Below are 17228 nucleotides of genomic sequence, written 5' to 3' on the forward strand. Positions count from 1 at the left end.
CGCATCGCTGCGCCATCAGTGCCGGGCGAGCAGCACCTCGCTTTCCCGGCGCCCCGCCATGCCCCGCGTAAACAGCAGCAGGCAGGCGGCGATGACCACGATGACGGGGATATTCAGCAGCGCATACGTTTCCAGCGCATAGCCGAAACGCTGGCACAGCACGTTATAGAGCTGCAGCCAGGCGGACAGATAAATGCAGTACAACAAGCTCATGGCAGCCGTCGTCAAGGTCACCGATTCCTTGCTGGCAGTGATCGCGCTGCGTATCAGAGCGCCATTGAACAGGCCGAAGCCGATGGAATAGACAAACATGCAAGCGGCGAACACGTCGACGTGATGGCGGCCCGCGCCGGCGCCCAGCATGCCGGCGGCCGCGACCAGCCCGCCCAGGCGCAGCAGATGCACGAGGGGGAAATCCTGGCGCAGGCGCTGGATGGCGATGCTGCTGAGGACAAAGCCCGACAAAATCACGCATTGCAGGGCGATATACGTGGCGTAGGAGGCGCCCATTTCCTGCAGCACGAAGATGGGCGAAAAGCCGATCCAGGCCGTCAGGGGCACGGTGGCCAGCCCGGCCGTGAACATGCCGAACATGAAGCGCTTGTTGCTGAAAATAGCCGCGTAGCTGCGCACGATGGCGGCAAGGTCCAGGCGCGTGACCCTGGGGGCCGCGCGCGGCATGGTCTTGAACAGGCCCAGCAAGGACAGCAGCGCCAGCAGGCCGGAGAGGAAAAAGACGTAGCGCCAGTCCAGCCGGCTGATGATGGCGCTGCCGAGGATGGGGCCGGCAAGGGGCGCGAGGATGGTGGTGCTCGACAGGATGCTGCTCAGCTTGACGGCAGCCATGTCATCGAACAGTTCATGGATCATGGCATAGCCGACGAAGATGAAGCAGCAGCCCATGCCCTGGATGAAACGCGCGGCGAGAAATTGCTCGATCGACGCGGCAAATGGCACGGCCAGCGTGGCCAGCAGGAATAAGGTATTACCAGTCAGCACCAGCTTGCGCTTGCCGATGATGTCGGCCAAAGGCCCCAGAAAAATCTGCAGGGAACTGCCGCCCAGCAGATACAGGCTCAGAGACAGGGGGACGAATTTTTCCTCCGCCTGGAACTCGCCGACGATGCCCAGCATGGCTGGCATGATCATGTCGTTCGACAGATAGATATTCAGTTCAAAGACGAGGAAAAACGCAAAAAACCACAGCAACTGCTTGGACTTGATGGACATGGCGCGTTCCGTAACGTGGGTGGCTGCCGTCAGTGCATATCTGCCGTCGGGGCATGGGACGGCAGACACGCTTCACACTGAAAACGTGTACCAATTGTATACCAGTTCGTATTTTTAGCGCTTGTTTTTGTGATTTTTAAATACCGCAGCAATACCAATTAAATAAACTCGATGGTGCTGCGGCATGTGGAATCTGTGCTGAAATGGGCGCGGCCAGCGCCCCGGCGCGCGGCAGCGGCCCTGAGGGGAAATTCAAGAACGATGCGTACCAGTGCCTGCGCGCCGTTGCGGCGCGCAGGCACGCTGGCTTACCGGCGGCGGTGGCTGGCGAAGAAATCGAGCAGCATCCTGCTGGCGTCGGGCTTGGCCTTGTCGTTGAACGGCAGGCTGGCATCGCCGCCGCTCCACGCGTGCTCGAGGTGCTCGACCTGCGCCACGCGCAGCAGCACATCCTTGTCCACCTGATAGTCGTGCAGCGCATACGCATGGGCCGGATTGCGTCCGCCCGCCGCGCCGCCAGGCAGACGCTGCGCCGTCACCACGGTATCAAACGGCAAGCGGTTCACGCGCACGCTCTGGCGGACCAGCTGCGTCTGGTTGATGGGCCGCACCACCTTGTCGGCCAGCCCTTGCAGCAGGATGGTGGGCAAGCGGGGAAACGCGGGCTGGCGCGCCAGCACTTCATCGATGGCCGCGTCGGCACGGGCGGCAGCGCCATGCTGCATCACGCCCAGCGCGCCGATCAGGTTATGCCCGGCGCCAAACACGGGCCCGGAATGCAGGCCCAGCGCGGCGAACAGATGGGGATGGTTCAAGGCCACGATATGCGCCATGCCGGCGCCGGCGGAAATGCCGCAGATATAGATGCGCGCGCGGTCGATCACATAGCGGGCCGCCACCTGCTCGATGGCGCCGACGATCAGGCGCACGTCGCCGCCGCCCTCCTGCGTCAGCTTGTCGTACCACTTCCAGCAGCGGCGCGCATGCGAGCGCAGCGATTGCTGCGGATACAGCACGGCATAACCCTTGCGCTCGGCCAGGCGGTTCATGCGCGTGCCTTCGGCAAACTGCGTGGCGCTCTGCTCGCAGCCGTGCAGCATCACCAGCAGCGGCCGGCCACGGCTGCGCATGGCGGCGCTGGGCGCCTTCTCGGGCAGGTACAGGAAATAGGGCAGGCGCCGGCCCGGCAACTGTCCCAGTTCCGGCAATGGCGCATAGTGGGCGGCCAGCCACTTGCCTGGCGGGGGCGGCGTTCGCTTGCGCACGCGCGGGGGCGACAGGGGCGTGGCAAAGGGCGCCAGCGAGGGCACGGCGTCGCTGGCGGGCCTGACGCGCGGCGTCGGCCTGGTCTTGGCCACGGGCTTGCTGCGGGGCTTAGGTTTAGATTTAGGCGTGGGCTTGGCCGGCACGGGCCCGAACAGCACCTTGGCCAGCTTGGTTGCCGTGCGCTGCTGCGCCTTACCGGCGCGCAATAACCCGCGCAGCCATTTGGTGGCGGGCTTTACCATGGCAAGCGGCGCCCATGTCGTGGTGGAGCGTACCGCAAGTTCATCCCACTGCATCGTTGCATCGTCAGCATGTGCGGCCTCCTCTTTAGAACGCATAGAGTACCGCAATTGGCTGACCACACCGTACGCTTGCACACCGATAAAAGTGCCGCTGGCACCATTGAGGCAGATCAAGCGCGACTTGGTGCGCATGCGTAATCTGGGTGTTCGATCAGCACTTCACGAGGAGAGAACACCATGAGCTATCTGGACCGCGACATCCTGGGCATGTACCGCAACCACGACGGCCCGGGGCCGGCCCTGATGGGGGCTGACACCCTGCTCGGCGACGATGTCTACAATCACAGCGGCGAGGAACTGGGCGACATCAAGGAAATCATGCTCGACATGCGCACCGGCCAGATCGCCTATGCCGTGCTGTCCTTCGGCGGCATGCTGGGCATGGGCGACAAGCTGTTTGCCGTGCCCTGGGAACGCCTGACCCTGGACACCGTCAACAAGCGCTTCCTGCTCAACGTGGACAAAGACTTGCTGAAAGAGGCTCCCGGTTTCGACAAGAACAACTGGCCCGACATGGGCAGCGATGCCTGGAACCAGCAGATGGAAGCGTTCTATGGCAGCGGCATACGCTACGGCAGCGGCGCCATGGCAGGCAGCCGCATGCCATCCGGCAGCGGCCTGCGCAGCGGCGCCAGCCTGCAATCGGGCAGCGAAGGCAGCCTGACCGGCACCTCCATGAGCGGCAGCCGCGCTGGCACGGGCAGCAGCCAGGGCGACCTGGGCTCGCGTTCGGCGCTCGGCGACGATGAGTTCGATAAACATGGGTCGGGTAGGTCGGATTAGCGGCTAGCCGCGTAATCCGACACCACCAGCGACACCGATAACACCGTTGACACGGCACCACCGGTAGCGCCAACGATGTTGTCGGATTACGCGTGGCTTTGCCCCGCTAATCCGACCTACCGCTGCATCGACTCCCACACTTTCTGCAAACGCTTGGCAGAAACAGGCATCGGCGTGCGCAACTCCTGCGCAAACAGCGACACGCGCAGCTCTTCCAGCATCCAGCGGAAGTCGACCAGTTTCGGGTCCGTATTCTTGCCAGCCTGGCGGTCCTTGGCCTGACGCAAGTACGGCGCGGCGGCCGATTGCCACTCGGCCATCAACTTGGTGTCGCGCGCGGGGTCGGCGCGCAGCTTTTCCAGACGCACGTTGATCGCCTTCAGATAGCGGGGGAAATGCGCCAGCTGCGTGTACTCGTTTTCCGTCAGGAAGCGCTTATGCACGAGGCCTTGCAGCTGCGACTGGATATCGGCAGCTGCCGCTGCGGGAATATTCTGCAGGCGCTTGGGCAAGCCGTGGAACTCCGTCAGCACTTGCGACAGCAAACGGGCGATTTCATTGACCAGCAAAACGAGGCGCGACTTGCCCTCCGCCTGGCGCTTGGCAAACGAGGCGGCGTCCAGCGGCAGCGGATCTTGCAAGCAAGCGATGTCGAGCGCCTTGTTGATGATTTGCTCGCGCAACTCTTCCTGCGAACCGAGGGCCATGAATTGCATGCCCATCTGCTGAAGACCGGGGATGCTTTTCTCGACGTACTTGATCTGTTCCTTCATTTGCAGCGCGAACAATCGGCGCAAACCCACCTTGTGCGTGCGGGCGGCTACGGTCGGATCATCGAACACTTCCAGGTCGCAATGCGTGCCCTTGTCGACCAGGGCGGGGAAACCGATCAGGGTCAGCTTGCCTTGCACGATTTCGAGCAACTCCGGCAACTCGCCAAAGGTCCAGCCCGTCAAGCCCATGTGCTGCGAGACGGTGGCATTCGGGGACGCCGGCGCTGCAGCGGCAGCCACTCCCTTGGCCGGCGCGCCGCCCTTGCCTGCCGCCGCGTTGGCGGCGGCGCCTTGGGCTTGCGCCTGCAGCCGCGATGCCACTTGCGCGCCCGCCACCTTGGCACCGGGCGTGCCGGTGCCGGATACGCCCGACACTTCGGCCAGCTTCTGGAAACTCTGGCGCGCCTGGCCGCCGAATTCCGCCTGCAAAGTGGCCAGGTTGCGGCCCATGTCAAGCTGGCGGCCATGCTCGTCAATCACCTTGAAATTCATGAAGTGATGGGCAGGCAGGGTTTCCGGCTTGAAGTCCGTCGTCAGCACATTGATCGTGATCTGCGTGCGGATGTCGGCGATGATGGCGTCGATCAGGTCGCCGCGGCCAAACACGCCCGCCTCATGCACGCGCTCGCAGAACTTGGCCGCGTAATCGGGCAGCGGCACGCAGTGGCGGCGCAGCTTTTGCGGCAGGGATTTGAGCAGCAGATGCACTTTTTCCTTCAGCATGCCCGGCACCAGCCATTCGCAGCGCTCGCGCGGCAACTGGTTCAAGGCATACAGCGGCACGCTCAAGGTCACGCCATCGCGCACGCTGCCCGGCTCGAAGTGGTACGTCAGGCCCATTTCCAGGCCCGTCACGGACATGGTCTTCGGGAACAGGTCCGTCGTCACGCCGGCCGCCTCGTGGCGCATCAGCTCTTCGCGGTTCAAATACAGCAGCTTCGGGTTTTCGCGCGTAGCTTCCTTGTGCCATTTCTCGAAACCGGCGCCATTGCACACGTCCGCCGGCAGCAGCTTGTCGTAGAAGGCGGCGATCAGTTCATCGTCGACCAGCACGTCCAGGCGGCGCGATTTGTGTTCCAGGTTTTCGATATCCTTGATCAGCTTGTGGTTGTGCGCAAAGAACGGCGCGCGCGTGTCGAAGTCGCCGCCCACGAGGGCGTCGCGGATGAAGATTTCGCGCGCTTCCGGCAAGTTGAAATTGCCGTAATTGATGCGCCGCTGGCTGTACACCACCAGGCCATAAAGAGTAGCCCGTTCGGACGCCGTCACCTGCGCCGAGCGTTTTTCCCAGCGCGGTTCGCCCCAGGATTTCTTCAGCAAGTGTACGCCGACTTTTTCCAGCCATTCGGGCTGGATCTGCGCCACGCAGCGCGCGTACAAACGCGTCGTGTCGACCAGTTCGGCCGCCATGATCCACTTGCCCGGCTTTTTCAACAGCGAGGAACCGGGCCAGATATGGAACTTGATGCCGCGCGCGCCCAGGTAGCCGGCGCCCGGTTCGTCTTCGCCCTTGAAGCCGATATTGCCCAGCAAACCGGTCAGCAAGGCCATATGCAGGTTGTCATAGGTGGCCGGCGCCTCATTCAATCGCCAGCCCTGCTCCTTGACGATGGTCAGCAGCTGCGAATGCACGTCGCGCCATTCGCGCAAGCGCATCTGCGACAGGAAATTCGTGCGGCAATTATCCTGCAACTGGCGGTTGGTTTTCTTGTGCTCGATGGCGGACTCGAACCAGCGCCAGATTTTCAGGTAGCTGAGGAATTCCGACTTTTCATCGGCGAATTTCTTGTGCGCCTCGTCGGCCGCCTGCTGGTGTTCCATCGGACGGTCGCGCGGGTCTTGCACGGACAGGGCCGAGGCGACGATCAGCACTTCCGTCAAACACGCGTTATCGAGCGCGGCCAGGATCATGCGGCCCACGCGCGGGTCCAGCGGCAGCTTGGCCAGCTTGTTGCCCAGCGGCGTGAGCTTGTTGACTTCATCGACGGCGCCGAGTTCCTGCAGCAACTGGTAGCCATCAGCCACCGCGCGCGCCAGCGGCGGCTCGATGAAGGGGAAGGTTTCCACGTCCGTCAGGTGCAACGATTTCATGCGCAGGATAACGGCCGCCAAGGAGGAGCGCAGGATTTCCGGCTCCGTGAATTTGGGCCGCAGCAAATAATCCTGCTCTTCGTACAGGCGGATGCAGACGCCGTCGGCCACGCGGCCGCAACGCCCGGCGCGCTGGTTGGCGGCCGACTGGGCGATCGGCTCGACCTGCAGCTGCTCGACCTTGTTGCGATAGCTGTAGCGTTTCACGCGCGCCAGGCCCGCATCGACCACATAGCGGATGCCGGGCACCGTCAGCGAGGTTTCCGCCACGTTGGTGGCCAGCACGATACGGCGCGCATTGCTGGTTTTAAAGACGCGCTCCTGCTCTTCGGCCGACAAACGGGCGAACAGGGGCAAAATCTCCACGTGCGGCGGATGGTGCTTGCGCAGCGCCTCGGCGCAGTCGCGGATTTCGCGCTCGCCAGGCAAGAACACCAGCACGTCGCCCGAGCCGATGCGGCACAGTTCTTCCACGCCATCGACGACGGCATCCATCAAGTCGCGCTTTTCGCGCGCGGCGGCCGTGCGCTGGCCCGGCTTGTCGGCGTTCGCGCCCGAACCAGGCATGGCTACCTGCTCGCGCTCCACGGGACGGTAGCGCACTTCGACCTGGTACAGACGGCCCGACACTTCGATCACGGGCGCCGGTTTTTCCGGCGTGCCGAAATGGCGCGAGAAGCGTTCCGCATCGATGGTGGCCGAGGTGATGATGATTTTCAGGTCCGGCCTGCGCGGCAGCAGCTGTTTCAGATAACCGAGCAGGAAATCGATGTTCAGGCTGCGTTCGTGCGCTTCATCGATGATGATGGTGTCGTAATTTTTCAACAACGGATCGGTCTGCGTCTCGGCCAGCAAGATACCGTCCGTCATCAGCTTGACGGACGCGCCACGGCTCAGGGTATCGGTAAAGCGGACCTTGAAACCCACCGTTTCGCCCAGCGGCGTACCGAGCTCCTGCGCGATGCGCTTGGCCGTCGAGGAAGCGGCGATACGCCGCGGCTGCGTGTGGCCGATCATGCCCTTCTGGCCGCGTCCCAGTTCCAGGCAAATCTTCGGCAACTGGGTCGTCTTGCCTGAACCCGTCTCGCCCGAGACGATGATCACCTGGTTTTCCATCAAGGCCTTGGCGATTTCCGCGCGCCGGCCCGAGACGGGCAAGTCTTCCGGATACGTAATCGGCGGCAGCGGATTGCGGAAAGCCTTTTCCGCCTCGCGCGCTGCGCGGGCCGCATCGCGGGCTTCGCGGCTTTCCTGCCCCTCGCGCGGCGCGCGCGCGGCCTGGGGCTTGCCGTCTCCCGATCGCTGCTGCTGTTGCTGTTTCTGCTGCTCCGCGCGCGGCGGCTGCTGCCTTTGCTGGCTCACGGGCGGGCGCTGGCGGCCCTGCGCAGGCGTGGCGGCAGGCGCGGAAACATCCCCGCTGGCGGGCACATTTGCAACGTTGGAAGGAGGGGAAGACTTATTGCTGGCTGAAGACATTGTTTTTTACAGGTATTTTAAGCGCGCACATCGCGCAGCGAATTATAATGCGCTTAATGGAAAACCCTACCCAATTCGTCCAATGGCTGCGCTCAGTCGCGCCCTACATCCACGCCTTTCGCGGCAAGACCTTCGTGGTCGCCTTCCCCGGTGAACTCGTCAGCGCCGGGGCGCTGCAGGTGCTGGCCCATGATTTGTCCCTGCTGCATGCGCTGGACATCAATGTCACCGTCGTCTACGGCTCGCGGCCGCAGGTGGCGGAACAACTGGCCCTGCGTAACGTCGAAGGCCGCTTCCACAACGGCGTGCGCATCACGGATATCGCCGCGCTGGAATGCGCGAAGGAAGCCGCCGGCGAGCTGCGCCTCGATATCGAGGCCGCGTTCAGCCAGGGCTTGCCGAACACGCCCATGTCGCATGCGGCCATCCGTATCATTTCCGGCAACTTCATCACGGCGCGCCCGCTGGGCGTGATCGATGGCGTGGACCTGGAACTGACGGGCATCACGCGCAAGGTCGACGCCGAAACCATCCATTCCATCCTCGGTTCGGACGGCCTGGTGCTGCTGTCGCCGTTGGGCTTTTCGCCGACGGGCGAAGCATTCAATCTCACCATGGAAGACGTAGCGTGCAGCGCCGCCATCGCCCTGCACGCGGACAAGCTGATTTTCATCACGGAAACACCGATGATGGAAGACGCCACGGGCGTGGAAATCCGCGAACTGTCGTCGCACCAGGCCGAAGCCGTGCTGATGGCGGGCTTCCTGCCGGACGCGACGGCGTTTTACCTGAAACATTGTGTCAAGGCATGCCATAACGGCGTCGAGCGCTCGCACATCGTGCCGTTCTCGATGGATGGTTCTGCCCTGCTGGAATTGTTTACCCATGATGGCGTGGGCACCATGATCAGCCATGAAAACCTGGAAAGCCTGCGCCAGGCCACCATCGAAGACGTGGGCGGCATCATCAAACTGATCGAACCGCTGGAAGCGGACGGCACGTTAGTGAAGCGGGGCCGCGAGCTGATCGAACGCGAAATCGATTATTTCTCCGTCATCGAGCATGATGGCGTGATCTTCGGCTGCGCCGCCCTGTACCCGTTCCCCGCGCAGAAAATGGCGGAAATGGCATGTTTGACGGTCAACCCGGAAGTGCAAGCCCAGGGCGACGGCGAGCGCATCCTGAAACACATGGAAAACCGCGCGCGCGCCGCCGGCCTGAACAAGCTGTTCGTGCTGACCACGCGCACCTCGCACTGGTTCAAGAAACGCGGCTTCGTGCCGGCCACCGTCGACGATTTGCCGAAGGATCGCCAGCATATGTATAACTGGCAACGTAAATCCCAAGTGCTCATCAAGACACTGTAAAACTGAAAAAGCCCGGCATGCCGGGCTTTTTTTACATTCAGATCGTTATTTGATATTCAATGGGGCAAACGACTTGACCAGGTCGTCCAGCGCCTTCAATTGCGCCAGGAACGGTTCCAGCTGGTCCAGCGGCAAGGCGCTGGGGCCGTCGCAGCGGGCATTGTCGGGGTCCGGGTGGGCTTCCAGGAACAGGCCGGCGATGCCGACGGCCAGGCCGGCGCGGGCCAGGTCCGCCACTTGCTGACGGCGGCCGCCCGAAGCGGCGCCACCGGGATCGCGCTGCTGCAGCGCATGCGTGACGTCGAAGATGATCGGCAAGTCGTCGCAGGTTTTCTTCATCACGCCAAAGCCCAGCATGTCGACCACCAGGTTGTCGTAGCCGAGGCAGGTGCCGCGGTCGCACAGGATCAGTTGATCGTTGCCCGCTTCCTTGAATTTCTCGACGATATTGGCCATCTGGCCAGGGCTGAGGAATTGCGGCTTCTTGATGTTGATGACTTTACCCGTTTTCGCCAGGGCCACGACGAGATCCGTCTGGCGCGCGAGGAAAGCAGGCAATTGCAGCACGTCGACCACTTCGGCCACCTGCTGCGCCTGCCATGGCTCATGCACGTCGGTAATCACGGGCACGCCGAACGCCGCCTTGACGTCCTGGAAGATGCGCATGCCCTCTTCCAGGCCCGGGCCGCGGTAGGAATGGATCGACGAGCGGTTGGCCTTGTCGAAGCTGGCCTTGAACACATATGGAATACCCAGTTTTTGCGTCACGCGCACATATTCTTCGCAGGCGCGCATGGCGAGATCGCGCGATTCGAGCACGTTGATGCCGCCAAACAGCGCGAAGCTGCCGGTATTGCTGACATCGATGCCATGGACTTTCACTGAGGTCATAGGGATTCCATCTTGGTTAATTACTACTACTTGGTTGGAAGGGGCGCAGCCAGCGGCTGGCGCGATAAGGCATCTTACTAGCTAGGGCGGCGCAGATCAAATTTGATCCAGCGCAAGGGCGCGGCAAACGGCGTGTCGCCAGGCCGCGACGGCCCCGCGAGGGCTGGCGCAAAGTGCCTTATAATCACGCTTTATCTCTACACTGATTCAGGAGCACAGATGGCCCGCACGATCCACTGCATCAAACTCAACAAGGAAGCCGAAGGACTGGATTTCCCGCCGTACCCGGGCGAACTGGGCAAGAAGATTTACGAATCCGTGTCGAAAGAAGCCTGGGCTGCCTGGCTCAAGCACCAGACCATGCTGGTCAATGAAAACCGGCTGAACCTGGCCGACGCGCGCGCCCGCAAATACCTGGCCACGCAGATGGAAAAACATTTCTTCGGCGATGGCGCCGATGCGGCCATGGGCTACGTTCCGCCGACCGAGTAAGTTTTTCCGTATTCCCGCCCGTGGCCACCGCGCCGCGGGTAGTTTCCCCTTGATTCTCCCCTCCCCCTTTCACGCCGCCTGACGCTGTTTCACGGCTGCCCTTCCCCGTTTCGTCGCACACGGCTCGCCGCCCATGCCGCCGGCTGGCACAGTACGTCCATCGACAACCTCATTCCAAGGCGGACACCATGTTGCAGCAAATCTTCAGCCACACTCCCCTCTACGTCTGGGCCATCCTGGGCTTTCTCGTCTACCGCGGCGTGCTGGCCAGCCGGGCGCGCGAAGTGAGCTTGCGCAAGCTGTGCATCATTCCCCTGGTCATGCTGGTCCTCTCCCTGAGCGGCGTGTACGGCAGTTTCGGCTTGGCTGGCGTGGCGCCGTTCGCCTGGGGCGCCGGCGCGCTGGCCGGCGCGGCGCTGGCGTGGAGGCTGGCCGATGCGCGCAAGATAGCCGCCATTCCCGAACGGGCCAGCGTGCAGCGTCCCGGCAGCTGGGTGCCCATGATCTTGATGATGAGCATTTTCTGCATGAAATATGCGGTCGCCGTGACCCTGGCCATCGCCCCGGCCTATGCCCATGCGACCGGCTTCATGGTGCCCATCTGCCTCGCCTATGGCTGCTTCAGCGGCATCTTCCTCGGCGGCTTGCTGCGCACCGTGGCCGTGTACCGCCAGGCGCAAATGACAAGCGGCCCGCAAGGGGCCGCCGTGTAACACAGATGCACACGCCGGCGAACGCCGGCTATCATCTTAGTACGCCAGGGTACGCACGCCTTCCGGCATGCCCAGCAGGCAGACATTGGCGCCGCGCACGGCGAACAGGCCGACGGCGATGACGCCGACGATCTGGTTGATCTGCTGTTCCAGCGCCACCGGGTCGGCAATTTTCAAGCCCAGCACGTCGATGATTTCGCCGCCATTGTCGGTAATGAACGCTTCCGTGCTGCCGGCCTTCAGGCGCAGGCGGGGCGTGCCGCCCAGCGCAGCCAGCTGGCGCGATACGGCAGCGCGCGCCATCGGCACCACTTCCACCGGCAGCGGGAAGGCGCCCAGGGTTTCCACCAGCTTGGAGCCGTCGGCGATGCAGACGAACTGTTTCGCGACGGAAGCAACGATCTTTTCACGCGTCAATGCCGCGCCGCCACCCTTGATCATGGCGCCGCTGGCCGTGATTTCATCGGCGCCGTCGATGTAGACGGCGATCGACTCGACATCGTTCAGGTCGAAGACGGGAATGCCATGGCCAGCCAGGCGCGCGGCCGTCGCTTCGGACGAGGCGACCGTACCCTTGATGTTGTCCTTGATCTTGGCCAGTTCATCGATGAAAAAATTGGCGGTGGAACCGGTGCCGACGCCGATGATTTCACCTTTTACTACGTAGTCGATGGCGGCGCGGGCTACGGCTTGCTTCAATTCGTCTTGGGTCATGGCATTCAGGCTAAAGTGAGGAATGGCGCTATTTTAACGGATTGCCAGCCTGGCCAGCCGGCCAGCATGCCCGGCGATGCGACTCAATACAACAGGCAAGCGGGAAAACTTTGCCCTAGGGCAATCGCGCACCCAAATACACTCTATGCCCTCTAAAATATGCGAAAATGGCACGATAGTCCGATATGACGTTTCAGGAATAGCACATGAATCACAGTAAACAGGTACTTGTTGTCGATGACAGCCGGGTTTCACGTTTGATGTCGCATCAATTCATCCTCAGCAAACATGCCGACTGGCAAGTGATTGATGCGGCGACGGGTGAGGAAGCCCTGGAAAAAGTCAAGACCGTCAACCCTGTGCTGATACTACTGGATGTCAACATGCCCGGCATGGGCGGCATGGCGGCGGCAGAACAATTGCGCGTGCTGTGCCCGCAGACGCACATCATTCTCGTCACGGCCAATGTGCAAAACGCCACCCGCAACCGCGCCAGCGAACTGGGCGTGGGCTTCATGGAAAAACCGATCACGGAAACGCGCATCCACCAGTTGATCGAATCACTGGGACTGTGAGCATGGTCAATCTTTCCGAACTCGAGAACGACGCCCTGGTAGAGATATTCAACATCGGGGTGGGCCATGCGGCGGCGGCCATGAGCGAGATCGTGAATGAAGAAGTCACCATGTCGGTGCCGTCGATCACCTTCCTGAACCGTGCCGACGCGGCAGCCTTGCTCGGCAGCAAGAAGGATGGCGAACGCATCTGCGGCGTCAGCCAGCATTACGATGGCGCTTTCGCCACCGAAGCCATTCTGATGTTCCCGGAAGACAAGAGCCTGGAAATCGTGCGCCTGATGGTGGGCGACGCCATGCCGCTGCAGGAACTGACGGAGATGGAACAGGAAGCGATGAGCGAGATCGGCAACATCATCCTCAACTCCTGCGTCGGAACCCTGGCCAACCTGTTCGACAGCGAACTGCATGGCTCGCTGCCCCTGTACCACGTGGGCACCAGCGCGGAAATCCTCTCCTCGTTCGGCGGCCAGGATGACGAAGCCGTCGTGCTGATGCTGCATATCGACTTCGTGCTGTCCAAGCACCAGATCCACGGTTATGTGGCATTCGTGCTCGACCTGTCCGCCTTGCACGACCTGAAACAGCAAGTCAGCCGCTACCTGGCCAAGGTGCTGGGACAGGCGTGACGATCATGCCGGATGTCTTGCATCGACTCGCCCTGCTCGAGAGCATACTCGGCGCCGTCAACCTGGGCGCCATCGTACTCGATGAGCAGCACCGCATCGTGCTGTGGAATAAGTGGATGGCGCGCCACTCGGCCTGCCAGGCCGACGCCGTGCTGGGCCAGGATTTCTTCGCCGTCTTTCCGGAACTGCGGCACAAGCGCATGGATTCGGCCATCACCCAGGCACTGCGCGACAATTTCCAGTCGCTGCTGTCGCAAACCCTGCACAAGGCGCCGTTTGCGCTGTACACGCATGGCGCGGCCACGGGCGGCAGCGACGGCGAGGAACGCATGCAGCAAGCCATCGCCGTCACGCCGATCAACCTGCCCGGCTCGCCACGCCATTGCCTGATCCAGATCAATGATGTCACCATCGCCGTGGGGCGCGAAAAGCTGCTGCGCGAACAGACCATGGTCTTGCGCTCGCAAACCTTTTCCGACGGCTTGACGGGCATCGCCAACCGCCGCCATTTCGACGTGGCGATCGAGAAGGAAATGCGGCGCGCCATGCGCACCAGCAGCCCGCTGTCGCTGCTGATGATCGATATCGACCATTTCAAGGATTACAACGACCATTACGGCCACCAGCAGGGCGACGATTGCCTGATCCGCGTGGCAGCCGAACTGGCCGCCATGCTGCAGCGCCCCACCGACCTGCTGGCCCGCTATGGCGGCGAAGAGTTTGCCGCCATCCTGCCCGACACGGACGCGGCGCAGGCGCTGCGCATGGCCGAGGCGATCCGCCAGCACGCGGCCGAGCTGCGCATTCCGCATGCCAAGACAGGCAATGACGTCAAGCACATCACAGTGAGCATAGGCATCGCCACGCAGCAGCCGCAGCAGCCGCTGGCCATTTCCGCCCTGATCGGCGCGGCCGACCGCGCCCTGTACCTGGCCAAGCGCGCCGGACGCAACCGCGTGATGGTGCAGTCGCTGTAAAAAAAGCAACATCGGAGAAAGGATTCCAGTAGACATCTTTACGGCGTGTGCGTAGACTCGTCATTGCTTGCAGCAACAATAACAAGAATTTATCTGTGGTATCTATCCCTGCGCATGGCCCCACCATGCGGGACATGGCCAGGAGCGCTTGTGAATCTCGATCCTCCCCTCAGATCAGGCTTGCCGGGTGCCGGCATGGATACGACCATGGTGAACGGCATGCGCCTGCTGCTGTCGAGCGCCACCCTGCTGACCCTGTTCATCGACCCCGAAAGCGCCGGCAAGCTGACCAAGATCACCTGGCTGATCTTTTCCGCGTACACCATGCACAGCCTGCTGCTCTACGTGCTGGCCCTGCTGGGCCTCAGCCTGCCCCAGGACATCTTGCTGTACTGGCTCGACGTGGCCTGGTATGCGCTGATCGTATTTTCCACCAGCAGCCACAACAATTTATTTTTCCTGTTTTTTTTCTTTGCCATCCTGACATCGTCGTTCCAGCGGGGCTTCGAGGAAGGCGCGCGCGTCACCCTGGCCTCTGCCGGCCTGTTCGCCGCCACCGCCCTGTTCGGCGAAACGGATGCGGAACTGTCGCGCCTGCTGCTGCGCACCACCTTCCTGCTGGCGCTCGGCTACATGATCGCCTACTGGGGTGGTTCGGCCATCACCCAGCGCAGCCACCTGGCGCTGCTGCGCGATGTCAGCCAGCTGTCCAATCCCCGCTTCGGCGTCGACCAGACCATCACCTCGGTGCTGGAAAAAACCCGCAGTTATTTCAACGGCCGCAGTTGCCTGCTGATCATGCAGGACAAGGGCACGCGGGTCTGGTCCTTGCGCAGCGTGATTCACACGGGCACGGGCGTCGTGCATACCAGCTCGCTCCTCAGCGACGACGCGGCCAGCCCCCTGCTCGCTTTCCCGCACGATAAAATCGCGCTGTACAACCAGCCCGCTGGCCCCTGGCTGCCATGGATAGGCGGCGCGCGCATGCTCGAGCCAAACAGCGGACGCTGGCTGCGGCATGACGACGCGGCGGGCGCCCGCCTGGCCGAACTGCTCGAAGCGCACGCCTTCATCAGCGCACCGCTGCCCCTGCGCAATGGCAAAGGCCGGATCTTTATCGTGTCCGCCACCAGCATGAGCAAGACGGACGCCCTGTTTCTCAGCCATATCGGCGCGCAGGCGTTTCCCGTCATTGAAAACATCAACCTGCTCGACCGCCTGGCGTCGCAGGCGGCCTCGCGCGAGCGCGAAAAGATCGCGCGCGACTTGCATGATACGGCCGTGCAGCCGTATATCGGCTTGCGCCACGGCCTGGCCGCCCTGCGCAACGAAGCCACGCCGGGCAACCCGCTGCTGCCGGAACTGGAAAAGCTGATCATCATGTCGGGCCAGGTGATCACCGACCTGCGCAGCTACGCGCGCACGTTCAAGAATGGCCAGGTGCAAAGCGAGCCGGAACTGCTGGTCGCGCTGCGCCGCCAGGCCACGCAGATCCGCGAATTCTATGGCATCGACATCGCCCTGCATATCGAAGGCGACCTGCACATCAACGACCGCCTGGCGGCCGAGGTGTTCCAGATCGTCAATGAAGGCATGAGCAATATCCGCAAGCATACGTCGGCGCGCCACGGCGCCGTCAAGCTGACCTGCGTGCAGGGCGCGCTGCACATCAGCATCGACAACGAATGCGCCGCCGCGCACGTCCCCGATTTCCTGCCCGACTCGCTGGCCGAGCGCGCCGCCGCCCTCGGCGGCACGGCCCGCGTCACGCATGGCATGCTGGGCAACACCTCCGTCCAGATCGAGATCCCCATATGAATGACGTACGCCACATGCCACCGGCCAGCCATGTCATCAGCGTCATGCTGGTCGATGATCACAAGACCATGCTGTGGGGTCTGGAGCGCCTGATCGGCGGCGAGCACTCCGGCATGCGCGTGGTCGCCACGGCGTCCGACGGCACCGAGGCGCTGGAGCAGGCGAAGGCGCTGCAACCGGACGTGATCGTGCTGGACCTGGACCTGGGCGGCATCAGCTCGCTGGCCATCCTGCCCGCGCTGGCCCAATGCGGCGGCACGCGCGTGCTGGTGCTGACGGCCAGCCACGACCAGGCCATCCTGGACCAGACGGTACTGAAAGGCGCGCGCGGCATCGTCAGCAAGGATGCGCCGGCGGAGATGGTGTTGAAGGCCATCGAAAAGGTGTACCAGGGCGAGCTGTGGCTGGAACACGCGATGCTGGGACGCATGCTGACGCAGTTGACCCAGCCCGGCGGCGGCTCGGCGCACGCCATCGCCATCGCCAGCCTGACCCTCAAGGAAAGAAAGATCATCGCCGCGCTGGTGCACGGCAGCGGCACGCCGGCCAAGCTGCTGGCGGACCAGCTGTTCATCTCCGAACACACCTTGCGCAATCACCTGACATCGATCTACCGCAAGCTGGGCGTGTACAACCGCCTGGAATTGTACGCCTACGCCACCAAGCACCAGCTGGGCCAATTGCCGCCCGGCGCCTGATACCACTATCCTCCTGCACGGCCACTGCACGGCCGCGCATTCCCTCCCATCGCAAACCAGCGGCGCGGCATGCGCCCCTGCGTTCCTGCGCGCGCCAGACTCGACCATGACAATTGTCACGAAAAAAACGAGCAGTTCCTCCTTGCAATAAAAGGATGTTCTTCTGATGTAGATCAAGGTGCCGACTTCTATAGTGGATTTACCGGAGTGCAAATCACCGCGCGGCCCACCACGACACGGAGCACAGCATGCGCCTTGACAAGTTTCTTCCGACGGCCCTGATCACCTATTTACAGGGCAAGGAAAAGGCTGCGTTCTACCGCTATGCCCTAGTGGCGGCCCTCATGGCGGTGGTCTGCATCATCGGATTGCTGGCACTGGGCGAAAGTCCATGAGCGCGCCAGGTCGTAGCACCAGGAAGCAACGCTGCAAA

At 62.6% G+C, this 17228-nt stretch carries 15 protein-coding genes; 10 read left to right on the plus strand and 5 right to left on the minus strand.

Annotation, left to right across the window (positions count from 1 at the left end; all coding sequences use genetic code 11):
- Window positions 1-15: 15 nt before the first annotated feature.
- Together CSQ92_RS14355 and CSQ92_RS14360 are read right to left on the minus strand one after the other, a co-directional pair.
- On the minus strand, window positions 16-1230 hold the full coding sequence (locus tag CSQ92_RS14355; RefSeq protein ID WP_099394418.1) for an MFS transporter: 1215 nt from the start codon (window positions 1228-1230) through the stop codon (window positions 16-18).
- A 308-nt stretch (window positions 1231-1538) separates the two neighbouring features.
- Window positions 1539-2738 (minus strand): extracellular catalytic domain type 1 short-chain-length polyhydroxyalkanoate depolymerase, encoded by a 1200-nt coding sequence (locus CSQ92_RS14360; protein ID WP_099394719.1) that lies wholly within the window; start codon window positions 2736-2738, stop codon window positions 1539-1541.
- A 237-nt stretch (window positions 2739-2975) separates the two neighbouring features.
- Here CSQ92_RS14360 and CSQ92_RS14365 point away from each other — a divergent pair, with 237 nt between their 5' ends.
- On the plus strand, window positions 2976-3581 hold the full coding sequence (locus CSQ92_RS14365) for a PRC-barrel domain-containing protein (RefSeq protein ID WP_099394419.1): 606 nt from the start codon (window positions 2976-2978) through the stop codon (window positions 3579-3581).
- 116 nt (window positions 3582-3697) lie between these two features.
- On the opposite strand, the gene hrpA is transcribed toward CSQ92_RS14365, so the two are convergent.
- Window positions 3698-7921, minus strand: coding sequence for an ATP-dependent RNA helicase HrpA (gene hrpA / locus CSQ92_RS14370; RefSeq protein ID WP_257219215.1), 4224 nt, complete (start codon window positions 7919-7921; stop codon window positions 3698-3700).
- 56 nt (window positions 7922-7977) lie between these two features.
- Between hrpA and argA the strand changes: the two genes are divergently transcribed.
- Entirely contained in the window at window positions 7978-9288 is a 1311-nt protein-coding gene (gene argA, locus CSQ92_RS14375; RefSeq protein ID WP_046685875.1) for an amino-acid N-acetyltransferase, read from the plus strand.
- A 45-nt stretch (window positions 9289-9333) separates the two neighbouring features.
- On the opposite strand, the gene kdsA is transcribed toward argA, so the two are convergent.
- Window positions 9334-10179, minus strand: a complete 846-nt coding sequence (gene kdsA / locus CSQ92_RS14380; RefSeq protein ID WP_034750794.1) for a 3-deoxy-8-phosphooctulonate synthase — start codon at window positions 10177-10179, stop codon at window positions 9334-9336.
- A gap of 219 nt (window positions 10180-10398) precedes the next feature.
- Between kdsA and CSQ92_RS14385 the strand changes: the two genes are divergently transcribed.
- Both CSQ92_RS14385 and CSQ92_RS14390 read left to right on the plus strand, forming a co-directional pair.
- The gene (locus CSQ92_RS14385; protein WP_034750797.1) at window positions 10399-10671 is read left to right on the plus strand and encodes an oxidative damage protection protein; all 273 of its coding nucleotides are present in this window, start codon (window positions 10399-10401) and stop codon (window positions 10669-10671) included.
- Between the two features lie 188 nt (window positions 10672-10859).
- A complete protein-coding gene (locus tag CSQ92_RS14390) occupies window positions 10860-11384 on the plus strand; it encodes a DUF6622 family protein (RefSeq protein WP_099394420.1) in 525 nt (174 codons plus the stop codon).
- A gap of 36 nt (window positions 11385-11420) precedes the next feature.
- On the opposite strand, the gene rpiA is transcribed toward CSQ92_RS14390, so the two are convergent.
- Window positions 11421-12098, minus strand: coding sequence for a ribose-5-phosphate isomerase RpiA (gene rpiA / locus CSQ92_RS14395; protein ID WP_099394421.1), 678 nt, complete (start codon window positions 12096-12098; stop codon window positions 11421-11423).
- A gap of 206 nt (window positions 12099-12304) precedes the next feature.
- On the opposite strand from rpiA, the gene CSQ92_RS14400 reads away from it, so the two are divergent.
- The 6 genes from CSQ92_RS14400 to CSQ92_RS29065 all read left to right on the plus strand — a co-directional run bounded on the left by CSQ92_RS14400 (window position 12305) and on the right by CSQ92_RS29065 (window position 17190).
- Window positions 12305-12673, plus strand: a complete 369-nt coding sequence (locus CSQ92_RS14400) for a response regulator (protein WP_099394422.1) — start codon at window positions 12305-12307, stop codon at window positions 12671-12673.
- 2 nt (window positions 12674-12675) lie between these two features.
- Window positions 12676-13302 carry a chemotaxis protein CheC gene (locus tag CSQ92_RS14405; RefSeq protein ID WP_034786994.1) on the plus strand — a complete coding sequence of 209 codons (627 nt, stop codon included), beginning with the start codon at window positions 12676-12678 and terminating at the stop codon, window positions 13300-13302.
- A gap of 5 nt (window positions 13303-13307) precedes the next feature.
- A complete protein-coding gene (locus CSQ92_RS14410) occupies window positions 13308-14279 on the plus strand; it encodes a sensor domain-containing diguanylate cyclase (RefSeq protein WP_099394721.1) in 972 nt (323 codons plus the stop codon).
- A 150-nt stretch (window positions 14280-14429) separates the two neighbouring features.
- Window positions 14430-16097, plus strand: coding sequence for a sensor histidine kinase (locus CSQ92_RS14415; RefSeq protein WP_170846325.1), 1668 nt, complete (start codon window positions 14430-14432; stop codon window positions 16095-16097).
- The gene (locus tag CSQ92_RS14420; protein ID WP_240317720.1) at window positions 16094-16795 is read left to right on the plus strand and encodes a response regulator; all 702 of its coding nucleotides are present in this window, start codon (window positions 16094-16096) and stop codon (window positions 16793-16795) included. Before CSQ92_RS14415 ends, CSQ92_RS14420 begins: the two co-directional genes overlap by 4 nt.
- 248 nt (window positions 16796-17043) lie before the next feature.
- Window positions 17044-17190, plus strand: a complete 147-nt coding sequence (locus tag CSQ92_RS29065; protein WP_157814672.1) for a hypothetical protein — start codon at window positions 17044-17046, stop codon at window positions 17188-17190.
- The last annotated feature ends 38 nt before the right edge of the window (window positions 17191-17228 follow it).

The sequence above is a fragment of the Janthinobacterium sp. BJB446 genome, assembly GCF_002735655.1.
GTDB lineage: Bacteria > Pseudomonadota > Gammaproteobacteria > Burkholderiales > Burkholderiaceae_D > Janthinobacterium > Janthinobacterium lividum.

Excerpts from the sequence above, each read along its gene's own strand:
- CSQ92_RS29065 (WP_157814672.1), top strand. The coding sequence starts at position 17,044 with ATGCGCCTTGACAAGTTTCTTCCGACGGCCCTGATCACCTATTTACAG.
- argA (WP_046685875.1), top strand. The coding sequence starts at position 7,978 with ATGGAAAACCCTACCCAATTCGTCCAATGGCTGCGCTCAGTCGCGCCC.
- CSQ92_RS14355 (WP_099394418.1), bottom strand. The coding sequence starts at position 1,230 with ATGTCCATCAAGTCCAAGCAGTTGCTGTGGTTTTTTGCGTTTTTCCTC.
- rpiA (WP_099394421.1), bottom strand. The coding sequence starts at position 12,098 with ATGACCCAAGACGAATTGAAGCAAGCCGTAGCCCGCGCCGCCATCGAC.
- CSQ92_RS14410 (WP_099394721.1), top strand. The coding sequence starts at position 13,308 with ATGCCGGATGTCTTGCATCGACTCGCCCTGCTCGAGAGCATACTCGGC.
- CSQ92_RS14365 (WP_099394419.1), top strand. The coding sequence starts at position 2,976 with ATGAGCTATCTGGACCGCGACATCCTGGGCATGTACCGCAACCACGAC.
- CSQ92_RS14360 (WP_099394719.1), bottom strand. The coding sequence starts at position 2,738 with ATGGTAAAGCCCGCCACCAAATGGCTGCGCGGGTTATTGCGCGCCGGT.
- kdsA (WP_034750794.1), bottom strand. The coding sequence starts at position 10,179 with ATGACCTCAGTGAAAGTCCATGGCATCGATGTCAGCAATACCGGCAGC.
- CSQ92_RS14420 (WP_240317720.1), top strand. The coding sequence starts at position 16,094 with ATGAATGACGTACGCCACATGCCACCGGCCAGCCATGTCATCAGCGTC.
- hrpA (WP_257219215.1), bottom strand. The coding sequence starts at position 7,921 with ATGTCTTCAGCCAGCAATAAGTCTTCCCCTCCTTCCAACGTTGCAAAT.
- CSQ92_RS14405 (WP_034786994.1), top strand. The coding sequence starts at position 12,676 with ATGGTCAATCTTTCCGAACTCGAGAACGACGCCCTGGTAGAGATATTC.
- CSQ92_RS14400 (WP_099394422.1), top strand. The coding sequence starts at position 12,305 with ATGAATCACAGTAAACAGGTACTTGTTGTCGATGACAGCCGGGTTTCA.
- CSQ92_RS14390 (WP_099394420.1), top strand. The coding sequence starts at position 10,860 with ATGTTGCAGCAAATCTTCAGCCACACTCCCCTCTACGTCTGGGCCATC.
- CSQ92_RS14385 (WP_034750797.1), top strand. The coding sequence starts at position 10,399 with ATGGCCCGCACGATCCACTGCATCAAACTCAACAAGGAAGCCGAAGGA.